This window comes from Deltaproteobacteria bacterium, from assembly GCA_019310525.1.
In the GTDB taxonomy this organism is placed as follows: Bacteria; Desulfobacterota; DSM-4660; order Desulfatiglandales; family HGW-15; genus JAFDEE01.
This window is the reverse complement of record JAFDEE010000019.1, coordinates 1-14,813: the sequence shown is the minus strand read 5'-3', so window position 1 is coordinate 14,813 and position 14,813 is coordinate 1. Positions and strand designations below refer to the sequence as shown.

The 14,813-nt window shown below is 54.6% G+C and carries 8 protein-coding genes; 2 read left to right on the top strand and 6 right to left on the bottom strand.

The annotated features are described in order from the left end of the window. Positions 1-41 precede the first annotated feature (41 nt). A complete protein-coding gene (gene recB / locus JRF57_04935; protein MBW2303039.1) occupies positions 42-3,668 on the bottom strand; it encodes an exodeoxyribonuclease V subunit beta in 3,627 nt (1,208 codons plus the stop codon). A gap of 17 nt (positions 3,669-3,685) precedes the next feature. Continuing rightward, positions 3,686-6,988: an exodeoxyribonuclease V subunit gamma gene (recC, locus tag JRF57_04930; GenBank protein MBW2303038.1), complete on the bottom strand. Its 3,303-nt coding sequence runs from the start codon at positions 6,986-6,988 to the stop codon at positions 3,686-3,688. A gap of 783 nt (positions 6,989-7,771) precedes the next feature. Between recC and JRF57_04925 the strand changes: the two genes are divergently transcribed. Together JRF57_04925 and JRF57_04920 are read left to right on the top strand one after the other, a co-directional pair. After that, positions 7,772-8,836, top strand: coding sequence for a tetratricopeptide repeat protein (locus JRF57_04925; GenBank protein MBW2303037.1), 1,065 nt, complete (start codon positions 7,772-7,774; stop codon positions 8,834-8,836). A 54-nt stretch (positions 8,837-8,890) separates the two neighbouring features. Then, the gene (locus JRF57_04920) at positions 8,891-9,913 is read left to right on the top strand and encodes a hypothetical protein (GenBank protein ID MBW2303036.1); all 1,023 of its coding nucleotides are present in this window, start codon (positions 8,891-8,893) and stop codon (positions 9,911-9,913) included. A 318-nt stretch (positions 9,914-10,231) separates the two neighbouring features. On the opposite strand, the gene JRF57_04915 is transcribed toward JRF57_04920, so the two are convergent. The 4 genes from JRF57_04915 to JRF57_04900 form a co-directional block, all read right to left on the bottom strand. Then, positions 10,232-10,756 (bottom strand): hypothetical protein, encoded by a 525-nt coding sequence (locus JRF57_04915; protein ID MBW2303035.1) that lies wholly within the window; start codon positions 10,754-10,756, stop codon positions 10,232-10,234. A gap of 2 nt (positions 10,757-10,758) precedes the next feature. After that, a complete protein-coding gene (rdgC, locus tag JRF57_04910; protein MBW2303034.1) occupies positions 10,759-11,382 on the bottom strand; it encodes a recombination-associated protein RdgC in 624 nt (207 codons plus the stop codon). A gap of 664 nt (positions 11,383-12,046) precedes the next feature. Next, the gene (locus JRF57_04905; GenBank protein MBW2303033.1) at positions 12,047-13,666 is read right to left on the bottom strand and encodes a long-chain-fatty-acid--CoA ligase; all 1,620 of its coding nucleotides are present in this window, start codon (positions 13,664-13,666) and stop codon (positions 12,047-12,049) included. A 160-nt stretch (positions 13,667-13,826) separates the two neighbouring features. Next, a complete protein-coding gene (locus JRF57_04900) occupies positions 13,827-14,675 on the bottom strand; it encodes a MurR/RpiR family transcriptional regulator (GenBank protein MBW2303032.1) in 849 nt (282 codons plus the stop codon). Positions 14,676-14,813 lie beyond the last annotated feature (138 nt).

Below are 14,813 nucleotides of genomic sequence, written 5' to 3'. Positions count from 1 at the left end.
GAGTGGGTTTCAGGTCGTTTATGGTTTCAAGGGGTTTCAAGTTATTCCTCTTCGATCAGGCCGCGGCGCAGCTCCTCTACCAGGGAGTGGGAAGGGCGGGCCCGGAATACCCCGAACTCCGCTCCTTTTTCGGGGTCCACCCCCCTGATGAACACGTAGAAAATTCCGCCGAAGTGCCTTTCATACTCATAGCCGGGCAACCTCAAACCCAGGTACTGGTGCAGGGCAAGGGTGTATATCAGGTACTGGAGGGTGTACATCCCCTCCTCCATGGCCCGGGACAGGCCTTCGGGACCGTAATCCTCGATTTCGTCTCCGAGATGATTGGATTTCCAGTCCACGATGAAAAAGCGGCTTCCATGTCTGAGTACAAGGTCGATGAATCCCCTCATGTATCCCTTGACGGGAGAAAACTCCAGCCTCCCCGTGTTCTCCGGGAAGTTCGGCGGAAATTCCCCCGCACCTCCCACCTCTAAAAGATTCCGCAGCCTATGAGAATCAACGGTTTTCAAGGGAAAGTAAAATTCGAGTTCGTTCAATCGCTCTTCTCTTCCGACAGAGGAAAGGGTGAAGCGGGAATCCTTTCCGTCCAGGGAGACAGATAGGACCTTTCGGATCATCGAGCTCACTGTCTCCTCCCACGCGGCATCAAAGCCGTAAGCCGCCAGCTTTTCGAGAACAAGTGCACGGATCCCTTCAGGCGAAGTTCGGGAGTAGTCAAGGTGTTCGAGTAGATCATGGAAGAATGTTCCAGATCGGGCTCCGGCAGGAAATGAGAAAATGTCTTTTTTCTCTTCCCCTTCTTTTGCTCGCTTTTTCTCCTCTCTATCCGGAGTCGTTTCCTTTACCGGATCCCGGTCCTGGGAATCCTCCCCGTATGCCCGGCCCGAGACCATGGATGAAAAACTGGTAAGCCCCCACCGGCGTTCGATTCTTCCTGAAAAAGATCGGCACTCCAGGGGCCGTTCCGTCCTCATCTCCTCGCTCACACGTTCTCCCTGAACATCTTCCGGTACGTCGAAAAGGCAGATACTACCGTCTGACTTTTTTTCAAGCGTTTCAAGGTCTTCTCGGAGGGGTCCGCCCACCAGTTTGGGAAACTCGGCCTTTAACGCCCCAACGGGGTCCCCTTCATCCGTTTTCTTCTTGAAATGGAAAAGATAGGCCGGGGCCGAGGTCTCCGCCTCGTTGAAGGCTCCCCACACAAGGTAGCACCGGTACCGGGCCCGGGTGACGGCCACATAAAGGAGCCTCAGGTTCTCGGCGAGGACCTCCTTCTCAGCGGCAGCACGGTTGTCGGCCGCCCGGTCGGAACCGAGATCCAATGTAAATTCAAAAGGTCGGCTGGGATCGTGGAAGGTCAAGGCCCCGGCGGTTTTCTTTATCGTGCTCCCATCCCATTGAAAGGGACAGAAGACCACGGGGTATTCGAGTCCTTTGCTCTTGTGGATGGTCACCAGTTTGACGGCGTTTTCGTCGCTTTCAAGACGTAAGGGGTGTTCTTCCCGGTCCGACCCGCCGCCTTCCCGCCGCTCCTTAAGCCACTTCAGGAGTCCGCTTGCCCGGAGTTTCTTCTCCATTTCGGCCTGATGGAGTACTTCGGCGAGGTGGAACAGGTTGGTCATCCGGCGCTCCCCGTCTTCATAAGCCATGAGACGTCCCAGCACCCCGTTCTGGATCAAAAGATGCCGGAACATGCGCATGAAGCCTTTTTCACTCCACTCAAGGCGGTATTCCCTGAACCTTACCATCCATTCTTCCAGGTTTTCTTCCCCCATCCTTTCAAGGGTATCCCCATTGAGGCCCAAAATTTCCGTCAGGAGGGCGGCTCGCAGGTGTCCTTCACTGTTTGGATCCGCCACGGCGGTGAGCACCCGCTCCACCTCCTCGGCCTCCCGGGTCTCAAAGAGGTTGCCTCCGGCGTAGAGCACGGACGGGATTCCCAGTCGGGACAAGGCACCTTTTACCAACCGGGCTTCACTGTTCCGCCTGACAAGGACGGCGATGTCCCTTTCTCCGAGTGGACGGGAGCCGATGAGGGCCTTCCCTTCCCTTCCCAGCCTGAGGAGTCTTGAAATCTCGGCGGCGACCGCCCTTGCGATCCAATCGCGGGCCTTCTCCTTGGAAAGGGGCTTCCTCGCTTCCTCCCCTGTTACCGGGTTCAGGAACCAGACCTGTAAAGGTGGTCGGCGGCCTCCTTCCAGGCTCAGGAGTTCGGGATCTTCCCGCTCGGCAGGGGAAATCTCCTGGAAACGAATAGTTTCAAAGACAAAGGGCCGCTTCGAGCTTCCGAAGAGGGTATTCACGGCCTTTACAAGTTTCGGGTCGGACCGCCAGTTTCTTTCCAGGGTATATCGTGAGGCTGCCTCCTGAGACGCCTTCATGTATGTAAAGATATCCGCCCCCCTGAACCCGTAGATGGCCTGCTTGGGATCCCCGATGAGGAAAAGACCATTTCCCGGAAAGGAGAAGATCTTCTTGAAGATATCGTACTGAACGGGATCCGTGTCCTGGAATTCGTCGATGAGGGCGGTCTTGAACTTGAGGGACAGGAAGCGGGCGAAACGGTTTCCCGCTTCCCCCTGGAGAGCCCTTGACAGGCTGCTCAGCAGGTCATCGAAGAACTGGACGTTCCTCTGGGCCTTCCTTCTCTCCAGTTCTTCTTTCACGAAGGAAAACAGCTCGGACTTCAGTGCGATCAGCCGCTTTTGGAACCCGTCCTCCAATCTCTGCCGGGCGATCCTCAATCGCGAGGCCGCATCGAAAAAGGGATGTCTCGGCGGCGAATATCCCCTCTTGACCGATCGCTCAAGCTCCTCCGTTGTGAACTTTTCAAAACCCTTGAAGATAAAGGGATCCGGGCCGAAGGAGAGCCAGGCGTCCATTTGATCAAGCAGGTCCCGGACCCTTTTACCGCCGTACTTCACCCGGTTGAGGCCTTGATCATGGAGAAGGATCTCCCAAACCTCGTCCCGGGAAGATCCCCAGATCTCTTTTGCCCTGGTGAAGGCGGCCTTAAAGGCCTTTTCTTCCCGGGCCGTGTCCGGCACCTCGATTCGGGGGATAATCCTCACGTAGGGCAGGGAAACCCAGTTGGAAATGAGGGAAGCGAGATTTTCCGGGGAAAAACCATTCCCAAGGGCATAGGATACAAAAAGGGGAGATGCGCCATAGAAATGCCTTCGCCAGAAATCCTCAACGACTTCACGCTTGAGATCTTCCTGGTCGGTTATAAGTTCGGTGTCAAAAAGGGTTCCGCTTTCAAAGGCGTTTTCCTGAAGCATCCGCCTGCAAAATCCATGGATGGTGAATATGGCGGCCTTGTCGAAATCCCTGAGGGCCTGCCTGAGCATGATCGGCGCCTCCGGCCGTCCATGGTACTTGTCGGCCATTGCCTTGATAAAAGCGTCCCTCACACTCCCGCCCCCCTGGATCAAGGCCGACAGGGCGTCCCGAAGCCGACTCCTTATCTTTTCCTTCAACTCCGCCGTTGCGGCCTCTGTGAAGGTCACCACCAGGACCTGCTGGACCGAAAGGCCTTTTTCAAGAACAAGCCGCAGGAAGAGCCCCGCGATGGTATAGGTCTTTCCCGTCCCGGCGCTCGCCTCGATCAGATGGGTCCCCTCGAGAGGACACTGGAGAATATCAAAGGGCTTGAAATCTCTCACGCGGGATGTCTCCGTTCTTAAATTCCCATTTCCTTGCCTGCAATGGAAATCTCCATCTTCCTTCTATGGGAAAAGAGAGGTTCCAGGATTTCCCGGGTCAGTCTCTCAAACTCCACGTCCAGAGGACTCTCACCCCTAAAGCAAATCCGGTAGCTTGCATCTTCTTTTTCACCCCTCTGACGCTCTCCCCCCTCCCATTTTTTGGAAGCTGCTTCCAGGGCCTTCATGCGGTCGTTTTTCTTATCCAACATTTCTTCCCCGTACCGAAAGGAAGATTCGGGGAAAAATGGAATCGGTCGGCGAAGCCCCTCCCAGTAGATCTCCAGGAGACGGGTGAGAACGGCCTCTCCCTTCCGCAGGGGCGCATATTCCCATGCCACCCAATGGATCCCGTCTTTTCTGTCGGTCCGGACGCCCGCGAGCATGCTGGTCTTGGGACAGTCTTCTCCGGCCAGGATGTTAAGCAGCACATGGTTCACCCAGAGCCCAAGAAAATCCTTTGCCCGAAGCCTGGCATGGCGAAAGTGGAGAAGCCTTCGGGGGTAGATGTTCCGAATGGAACCGGTGATCCGAAACCCGTTCAGGACCAGATCCACATCCAGGGGGGGGCTCGGTTCGTCACCCATGAAGGGACGAATCCACCGAACGAAACGCTCCACCGCGCCCGCGGTTCTCTTGAAAACCGTTTCACCAACGCTTCCATGGGGCAAAAGGCCCGCGGCCCTCACCCTTGGAAGCCTCTCAAGGAGGTTTTCCCCCTTCAGGCCTTTTTCCAAGAGGTCCTGTTCCAGCCGGTAACGATCAAGCCCCCGAAGTTCAAAAATTTCCTTGTCCTCCAGGGTCACGCTCCGATATTCCAGCCGTACACCGAGCCGCTTTTCCAGCAGGTATCCGGCGGGATTGGCGAAGAATCGACAAAGATCGCCGAGTTCCACCGTTTTCCAGGTACTGTCCGGCTCGGGCAACTCCCCGGATAAAAATCCCGGAGGGTTTAGGGGGGTTGTGAGAAGGGCCCTGGCGGCCATGCAATGTTCCCGGGAATAACTGAACAGGCGTGAACCTTTCTCAAAATAGGCGGGGCTGAAGGCCTGAAGGCGGTGCCGAATCACGAGATGATCTCTGATACAGGAGCCCGGGACCTCAAAGCCTTGCTCCACGTACTCCAGCAGTTCGTTGACCAGTACGGATGGAGGAAGGGGGGTATTGTCACGGATATCCTGGCCGACATAGCTGATGTAAAGGGTTTTACGGGCTGAAAGCAGGGCTTCCAGAAAGAGGTAGCGGTCGTCCTCCCGGCGGGATCGATCTCCCCGGCGGGGATGCCTGGCCATGAGATCAAACCCCAGGGGGCGCTGTTGCCTGGGGTAAGCATCTCCGTTCATGCCCACGAGGCATATCACCTTAAAAGGAATGCTCCGCATGGGGAGCATGGCGCAAAAGGTGACACCGCCAGCAAGAAAACCCTTCCCGAACCCCTGTTTCTTGAAGACATGGCCCAGCTTCCATCGGATGAGGGGGATATCCACCGGCTCATCGTACTCAAATCCCTCAAAGCAGCTCGATTCTCCAAATTCCCGGAGGATCCGCCGCACGGCCTGGAGTTCCGAATCAAAGCCTTCACCTTCGATAAAAAAGACATCCAGGAGTTCCAGCAAGGTCCTTGACCACTCCCGTGGAGTCCTGGGCCGTCCCAGGTCTTGAACACGGTCGAAGAGTTCCCTTGAGAAGGCAACAAGGGCCCCCAGCACCCCTGCCTGTTCCCCTTCCACCAGGTCGTACGGTAGAATGCCGTGGAACATCTTCTCTTCGCCGCCCGGAAGGGCATACCCGAGGAGGAGCCGTTCCAGTCCCGCCTCCCAGGTATTGTCCCGGAACCCTGGAAGCCCCTGCGACACCCTCGTCCCCTCGTCGATTCCCCAGCGGATACCCGTATCCCTCACCCAGCGCCGGAGGAGCCGGAGGTCCTCTTCCGTCAAACCGAACCTGCCCTGAACGGCCGGGTTCTCCAGGATCGCCAAAACCCGGGAAGCTTCGTATCGGCCGCCCCGGAGATCCAGGATGGACATGAAGGTCTCAATGATGCCGCTCTCGCACCGCATGCTTCGATCCGAGATGCTGAAGGGAATCCAGGTGGGATCTGTCTTCGGCACATCGAAGACCGCCTGGATATACGGGGCATAGGCCTCGATATCAGGGGTCATTACAAGGATATCTCCCGGGGATAGTTCGGGATCCCTCTCGAAAAGGTCCAGGAGTTGGTCCCGCAATACTTCCATCTCCCTCATGGGACCATGGCAGGAATGAATTCGAAGGGAACGATCCTCCGGGGAAAGGACGGTTTTTTCTTCACCTTCCCTTCCCCTCTCCCGGAGGTTGAGGATGTCGGACTGGATACAGGCAAGAAGGCTTTCCCGGCCGGGATCCACGAAATCGGTGTTCTCCGCGCCGTTAAGGTCCTGGAGGAGGTCAAAAAATTCGCGGCCCACGGTGCCCAGGGAGGCGAGCAGGCTGTTTCCCTTTTCAAGGTGAAGATCCGCCTCGGAAACAACCCCCTTGGGAATACGCATCCTCCTCCTTTCCATTTCCCAGTCGGAAAGGATGTCCCCCCAGTACTCCCGGCATGGATTCATCAGAAATAGGTTGACCTCCATGGTCCTTGAAAGGGAGGCCAGCACCTGCATGTGGAATTCAGGAAGGGAAGAGATCCCGAAAACCGAGACCCTTTCCGGGAGTCCTTCGAAAGTCCGGTCCCCGCCCCCCCGGAGCCGCTCGTGGAACGCTTTGGCGAGAGCGGCCCTGTGCCGTCCCTCGTTCCCCTTCACCAGTTCCCGCCAAAGCACGGCCTGCCAGTGGGTGCCATGCCCCCGTTCCCACCGCTCTATCATGTCGGGACGAAAGACCAGGTACTGATCAAACAGGTCCGCGATCCTCTCCGAAAGCTGGAAGATTCTGAGGGGTTCGGTCCCCTTTCCAAAGTACCTGCGAAGCCCGCGAAAAGCCGGTCGGCCGGCCAGAGACGGCAGGCATTTCATGACCCGCCAGCTAAGGATATCCGGGTCGAAGGGAGAGCGATCCGGGAGGTCCGGGATCACCCTTCTGAACATTTCCCGAACAAAGGCGTTTGGGAAAGGGAAGCGAATATTGGCGCAGATCCCATGATACCGTGCCAACTGCATGGAGACCCAACGTTCCATACCCTTGCTCTGGACAAGGACGATCTCTCCTGAAAAGGGCGAGGACAAGGGTTCCCGCAATACCTCAGCCAGAAGCTCCGCCAGGTTTTCCAACCGGTTACTAGTAAAAATCCTGACTCCGTTCATGGGACTCCACGATTTTTTCCGTGTTCGGGGCCCGGGAGGACTTCCGGGCATCCCAGAAGGAAAGATACATGAATTCCTTTCCGGAATCCAGCAGACGGCGCTCTGGAATGAAGGCCCATAGACTCGGGGAATCTATAGGACGTAAAACGTCTCCTTTCCGTTCTTACCGTCCCATGCCCCTCCCGGCGCATACCTCCTTACTCTCCCCTGCTTAGGGATCGGCTGGAAATGAAGCTCCCCGCTGCAAGCAGCAGGGTGTTTTGAGTGGAATTGCGACGAAACCAAACCCGCCTTTGCGTAAAAGCGCTTTGGGCGTTCGCCCCACCATTCCTCCCTGTAGCAAGCTACAGGGTATCCCTTGCGAAGACAAACAAAAAACAGTGTATGGAAATTTAAACACAAGAGTCTTTTATGGTATGCAATCCCGGCCCCAAAGGATACCTGTCCCCACAGTCTCAGCTGAAGGCATCAAAAGCGATATTCGAAACCAAATTTACACATTATTCTTTATTATTTTCAATGTGTTGAGGTGCATCTTTCAAGTATACCTCAAGGATGTAGCGTCTAAAAATCATAAATAGGATCATGGGCTGGGATGAAACAGGCAATGATTTTGCAAGTCTCTTGACACAAGAGGGTATCTCGACGACCATTGGGCTGAAGCTGAGTCAGCCCGCCTCAGAGAGGGGCTTTTATCCGCCTTCGCAGAAGACCACGGGCTTGGCCGTGGGGCTTCATTTCCCTTATGGAACGGCAATTATTCTGTTTGCAGGGATAAGGATCTTGAAAGCTTTTCATTCCATTCGAACCTGGGTGGTTATCCCCGGCCTGTGTGTCCTTTTGACCCTTGGGGCAGGATGCACCGTACGGCACGCCATTCGGGACGGGTTTAACAGCATCAAACACAACGTAAAGGGCAACTATTACCTGGAAAAGAAAAAATACCACGAGGGGCTCAAGGTCTTTCAGCGCGAGGTGGAAACCAACCCTGAGAGCGCCGAGGTTCATTACTTCCTGGGGAGGTACCTCCTGGCACTGGAACATCCCCGGAAAGCCTTTGAACACCTGGACAAGGCCGCGCACCTGAAATCCGACGAACCGGATTACCATTTTTGGCTCGGCGTAGCCGCCTCAGCCCTCAAAAGGGCTGACCTTGAGAGGCAATGTTATGAAAAGGCCCTCCGGCTCAATCCAAGACACGTACAGGCCCTTACTTATTTGGGACACAATTATTTTGAAAAAAGAGAATATCACAAGGCCCTCAAAATATATTCAAGGGCAATCGACCTCCGGCCCGAAAACCCCTCGGCCCTGTTCAACCGCGGGCTGATTCTCAAGCGACTTAAAAGGACCCCGGAAGAAAAAACCGCATGGAAGCAGTTTCTCGCTTACTATCCATCAGGACCCAAGGCTCGGCAGGCCGTATCTTATCTTAACGCGCTTGGAGATTTTGACTATCGAAATTTCATTATAGGCTGCCGAACGGTTACGATCCAAAAGATCCGGTTCGTCCCCTTTTCAGCAAAGATTCAATCAAGGTCCACGCCTTCTCTGAATCTCCTGGGCGAAATCATGAACAACAATCATGGAATCGGCCTTCATATCGTAGCCTACCAGTTGAATAACAAGGAACTTGCGGAGAGGCGCGCCAAGAGCATCAAAAAGTATCTGGTTCATCATTTTCCGGGGATCAGTCCGGATCGTCTTATGGTAAGCTGGTTTGATGTTCCTGAAACCATTCGGATCGGGAGAAGAGTTTTCAAAGAACCCGAAAGCATACAGTTCTTTACGGCCCTGCCCGTAAAGCGAAAGGCTTCATCCGGTAAAAAAGGCGCTTCCAGGAGATGATCGCCTTTTTCCATGAATTGCAGGCCCCGTTATGGGGTTTATGGAGGTGTAAAAATGAAACGGACGTTTGTTGAATTTCACAGGTTGTTCTTTTTTCTGGGAATCATCATGGTTTTTACGGCGACACCATTGTTCCCGTTCCATTCCTGGGCCGAGGATGAGACCGTGGTTTCCGAATCGACCGATCAGCAGGGTGAAATAGTGAGTCAGGTCGATTCTTCATCCCCGGAGGAAAACCCGGCCTCCGATGTCCCTTCAGGAGAAGACCCTGCGAGCACCTCTACGGTGGAAGGTGATGATTCGTTTGGAGATACCGAGGAGGCCTCTGCAGGAGACTCCGACATCGATCAAGAGACTCCGGCCTTCACCAACCCGGCCCAGGCCGCCCATGCCGCAAATCTCGCAATGGCCGCCGTGGATGTCACCTCCCCCGAAATCCAGAGTGCCATGGACGCTGAGGCGGAGGCCGAGGAAGCCCTGAATGCGGCTATAGCCTCTGGAGACCCTGACGAGATCGCAGCAGCTCAGGAGGCCTACGATGAGGCACACGCTGCAGCGGAAGAGGCCTTCGCTGAAGCTGTTGGGGTAGCCCTTTCAGATATCGCAGAGATGAGGGAGTCCGGAATGGGTTGGGGTCAGATCGCCCATGAACTCGGGGTACATCCGGGACTCCTGGGGCTGGGCCATACGAAGGGAGCCACGAACCACCATCTCGCCTCCTTCCGAGGAACAGAAGAAAGTCTTGAGGGAGATGCCGAAGTTGCAATGTCTACGGAGAGGAATCACCAGTCCGGACCGGCCTTTGGACAGAACGGGGTAAGCGCCCGGGGTTCTAATGGAAAGGCCCTCGGTCTCGGACATACACCCTTCAAAGGACACTCCGGAAACTCATTCGGTCATGGGAAAAGCCATGGGACAAGCACCGACACCACGACCTCCACCGGCAATAGTTCCGGCAACGGCTCCGGAAAAGGCGGCAGTGGCCATGGCGGAGGGCACGGAGGTGGTAACAGCGGCGGCCATGGCGGTGGTCATGGGGGCGGTCATGGTGGTGGACACGGCGGCGGTAAAGGATGATGTAATGACGGGTGACAACGGGGAGGGATGAATTGGGGGCTGCTGGCCTTTAATCCCAAACTATGCGTTAATGATAAAATTGCTCTTTATTACAATATGTTAAAGTATTCTGACAGCACCCGATAGGTGAAGGGTAAAAGGATGTTCCCTCCGTTACGTTCGCTACGCCGTCCATGGCTCCGCTCACTGCCTATTTTGGCTCTTCCGCTCTCCCTGCCTGCGGCAGGCAGGCTGCTCCAGAGCCAAAATAGGCCGCTTCGGGAAAATTCTTTTACCCTTTCTTGAACAGGCGTTCACGCATAATTTGGGTTAATAAGTCTATCTCCCTCCCTTTATCCATCCCATAAGGGCGGGGAGTTCGCTTGTTTCCCACTCAGGGGAAGTGCGGAGCTTGACGAAGGCGGCGAAAAGGGTGTCGATTGCCGAAACGGCTTGCTCCACGAGGAAAAACTTCTCGTAAAACAGGCCGTCCGGGTCCTCGCCCTTGTCGGCCATTGTCTTGGGGGTCTTGAAGTTTTTGAAATTCAGCCAAGTGGAGTCCAGGACAAAGGACCACTCATTATCCCCGATGACCAGCCTGATCCCTGCTTCCGTGATCTCCTTGTTCTCCTTTAGCGCGTAACGGGCCTCTTTTAAATGGGGATGATCTCCGGTGCAGACAACCTTTTCCACCCCCTCCTCTTCTTCAGACTCAAGAACGATCTTTTTGTCGAACCAGAGATCCAGGGTCTTTTCTTCTCCAAAATCGAATCTCCCGCCGTTGGTCTCGCTCCTAAACCAGAGCCAGGCAAGGAATTCCCGACCCAGGAACCCGGCCTTCTTCACCCTTTCAAGAAGCTGCATGCTCACTCACCCCCCAGGCGAATGGAGTATTCCAGGGCATCCAGCAACGATGGATCCCTTTCTTCCTGTTCAAGGACCCGGCAGGCCATGGAGTAAGGGAAGACCGTCTTGAGCGGGAACCCGAAGCATTTCAAGAAAAACTCGGCAAACTCATCACAAAGCTTGTTACTCGTCCCCCCGAAAAAAACAATGCCCGTCTGAAGGTTCCAGATCATGTCATAGGTCCTGGAAACGGGAATAGCCCTCTTCAGAAGCTTGATCCGGACTGCTTCCCTGATTTCCTGGATGCGCCTTTTGGGGAGATATTCGACCTTTTCCGAGGCCATGATCTTCTTTTCCGCCTCGCGGCAGTAGTGACTCAGGGCGATGGGGGGAACACGCTTCACGTCCACCCTCCAGGCCAGGGCGATACAGGGCTCTTTCAAATAATCCATCCCGGTGAAATCATTCTCGAACATATCCAGGATCTGAACCCATCCCGTGGCCCTTTCTTCGTCTGAGTCTTCTCCAAGACCCCGGAATGCATACCGTGCAATCTTCTCCTGAAGGGTCTCCAGATATCCTTCGGGTAACTCTCCGTCTACCTGGAAGCGGGTGAACCCGCCGCTTCCGAGAATGATTCCCATATTCCTCCCCTTTTCCCGGGAATAAAAGCAAGGCTGTCCCCCGGGTATATTCTCACCCTATGGCGAAGTGTGCGTCTTGTTTAACAGAGGCAGGAAGGCCATGTCAACCGGCCAGGTGTGGAAATGGATACGATTGCATGGGACTACGGCCAAATAACCTACTATCGACTGAAGCCGATAGCTTTGGGGGCCAAGAATTCAGGATTCAAGGGTTCAAGCGAAAATCATTTTACCTCAAATCCTTTTTTCTCACTCGACCCCTGGACCCCTTGAATCCTTGAACCCTGATTAAAAAACGATCGAACTGAACTCTTCGCCTGAAGGCGCAGGGTTATCCCGTTCCCAGAATGGGACAATAAAGGGTAATTCAACCCAAATTATGCGTGAAAAATGAAATTGATCTTTATTACAATATGTTAAAGCATTTTGAGAGCACCCGATGGGTGAAGGGTAAAAGGATGTTCCCTCCGCTACGTTCGCTACGCCGTCCATGGCTCCGCTCACTGCCTATTTTGGCTCTTCCGCTCTCCCTGCCTGCGGCAGGCAGGCTGCTTCAGAGCCAAAATAGGCCGCTCCGGGAAAATCCCTTTACCCTTTCTTGGACAGGCCGCGCGCGAGGTGGGCAAGCGTTCACGCATAATTTGGGTTCAAGGCTGGACACGAATCAGTGGACACGTCTTTCTTCACCTTTCCAATACCATTCGCGAACGGCCCGCTTCATCAGTTTTCCGGAGCCCGTTTTGGGCAGAGCATCAACGAAATCAACGCTTTTGGGGGCCTTGTAATGGGCCAGGTGTTCCTTTACAAAACTAATCAGTTCAGTTTCTTCGACGTCCTCTCCGGGCTTGGGGACTACGACCGCCTTGACCGCTTCGCCCCACTTCGGGTCCGGTACCCCGATGACCACGCATTCCAGCACGGCCGGATGCTCCATCAGGATATATTCCACTTCGGTCGAATAAACGTTTTCTCCCCCGGAAATAATGATATCCTTTTTCCGGTCTACGATGTTCACATATCCTTCCTCATCAATAACAGCCAGGTCACCGGTTTTGAACCATCCATCCTCAAAGGCTTCCTTATTGGCTTCCGGCCGGTTCAGGTAGCCTGGAGTCACGGTGTCGCCTCTGACCCAGATCTCTCCCACACTTTGATCGTCCCTTGGCACGTCCCGGCCTTGTTCGTCCACCACCCGCAGTTCCACTGCCATGAACTCCCGACCGGTGCGGCTTATGATTTGGCGTTGTTTTTCCAACGGCAATTCTTTTAAGTGGGCCTTTAAAGCGGATACCGTACAGTAGGGCGAAGTTTCGGTCAGGCCGTAGGTCTGGATATAGTCGCAATTAAAGGTGGAAATGATCCTGCGGACCGTCTCCGGAGCGATCGGGGCACCGCCGGATAGAATGACCCTGAGGGACGAGTAGTTGAATTTTTCCGCCATGTCGTGATTTACCATCAGGTTGAGCATGGTTGGGATGAGATTGCTCAGGGTGATGCCCTCCTTTTCTATGGTGGCAAGGACTTGCCCGGCATCGAATTCCGGCTGCATGACATGCCGTCCGCCGACCCAGGTCAGAGCAAAGGTGGCCCAGGCGTCGGCCAGGTGGAACATTGGGGCAACATGGTACCATACGTCGGTGTCATTCAAATTAAACTCGGCAATGGCCGCCAAGGCGTGGACGGTGACGTTGCGATGGGTCAGAATGACCCCTTTAGGCCGGCCGGTTGTCCCTGAAGTGTAATACAGGTGAGCGGGAGCCTCGTCACCAAGGGGCGCAGGCGGGCTGAAATCCATCCCGCCTTCGGCCAGAAAAGCCTCGTAAGCCCAGGACCGGACCCTATTCACAGTCAGGGGCGCATCGGTCAGCCAGACCACTCCTTCCACGGATTCGGCCTTTTCAAGAGCCTTTATTATCTGGGTCCCATAGCGCGGATCAGCGATCACCAGCCGGCTGCGGGCGTCGTTGAGGATAAAGGCCATTTCCGGGCCCAGCAGACGAACGTTGATAGGGTTGACTATCACCCCCAAAACCGCTCCTGCATAATAAGTTTCAAAAAATTCAAGGCAGTTGGGAGCCACGATAGAGATACATTCCCCGCTTTTAATACCAGCGGCCGCCAGAGCGGCGGCCAATCGATTCACCCGCTCGGCCGCCTGACGGTAGGTAAGGCGCCGGTCTCCATCAACAACGGCTTCTTTTTCCGGAAACAAACGTAAGGCTTTGCTCAAAATGGCGGCGATATTCATGCATACTGCTCCTGGAGAATATTCCTCAAATCTCATTCAAAGAATCCTAGTAGGTCAGGGACCGAGTAAGAAATCGGAATTTGAGGTAAAATGATTTTCGCTTGAACCCTTGAATCCTGAACTCTTGGCCCCTAAACCTATCGGCTACAGCCGATAGTGGTCTACTTTACTTCTCACTCCTGATCAACGTGATTGACTACTTATTTTTATTAAAACGGCTCCAAGCGTTTTCCACTGCTTCCAGGCGGTTCTGGCTTTCAGGAAGGAAGCAATGGACCAAGGACAGCATCGTATGGCAGACGCTGATAAGAGCCGTATAGGATTCAAGCACTGAAGTGCTGCCGATATGGGCCCGGATTACGCGCATTCCGTCCTGCTGACCGGTCATAGGGCTTACGTCGGTCAACAATGACCTGGGGATGCCGGCCTTGGCCAAGAACCGGAGTGCTCTTTGAACTTCCGGGGAATGCCTTCGAAGGGATACAATTATGGCATAGTCTTCGGGCGTCAGGTCGAACAGCTGATCTATCGAAGAACCGCCCGGGTCCGGGGCCAGTCTCACTCGATCCCGCATGGTTTTTATGGCCAGACTCAAATACAGGGCAATGGGATAAGAAAACCGACGGCCGAAAATGACGACTTTTCCGGCGTGGGCCAGCCCCCTGGCGGTGGTCTCCAATGCCTCAGCGTCCAAATGCCGGTAGGTTTCTTGCAGGTTCTGTATCTCTCTTTCAAATATTTCCTGAACCAGATCAGACAGGCCGTAATCGGCCATAGCCAGACTCAGCTTGATCGAAGGAGAAAACGAATTTAAAAGGGCCTGTCTCGCCATGGCCTGAAGTTCGGGAAAACCGGAAAGACCCAGGTTCTGTGCGAAGCGAACAATGGTGGAGCGATGCACATCCAAAAGCGCGGCCAGTTGAGAAGCCGATTCAAAGGCCCACTTTTCCGGGTGTTCAACCAGATGCGTGGCCAACCTCACTTCACTGGGAGTAAGCACTTCGGCCTTTTCGGAAATCCATTCATGAAAATCTTTTTGTGGCATCACTTATGTCCCCTGGTGTTAGTTAGTGTCCATCCATAAATGGCCAATTTCCGCAATCTTCCGCCTCCGCCACGGCTACTGCGTGACAGGCTGCGTCAGGCTCAAATTTTAATCCTCGAAATACTTCAATGTATGGAT

Excerpts from the sequence above, each read along its gene's own strand:
- rdgC (MBW2303034.1), bottom strand. The coding sequence starts at position 11,382 with ATGGGAATCATTCTCGGAAGCGGCGGGTTCACCCGCTTCCAGGTAGAC.
- JRF57_04920 (MBW2303036.1), top strand. The coding sequence starts at position 8,891 with ATGAAACGGACGTTTGTTGAATTTCACAGGTTGTTCTTTTTTCTGGGA.
- JRF57_04915 (MBW2303035.1), bottom strand. The coding sequence starts at position 10,756 with ATGCAGCTTCTTGAAAGGGTGAAGAAGGCCGGGTTCCTGGGTCGGGAA.
- JRF57_04900 (MBW2303032.1), bottom strand. The coding sequence starts at position 14,675 with ATGCCACAAAAAGATTTTCATGAATGGATTTCCGAAAAGGCCGAAGTG.
- JRF57_04905 (MBW2303033.1), bottom strand. The coding sequence starts at position 13,666 with ATGAGATTTGAGGAATATTCTCCAGGAGCAGTATGCATGAATATCGCC.
- recC (MBW2303038.1), bottom strand. The coding sequence starts at position 6,988 with ATGAACGGAGTCAGGATTTTTACTAGTAACCGGTTGGAAAACCTGGCG.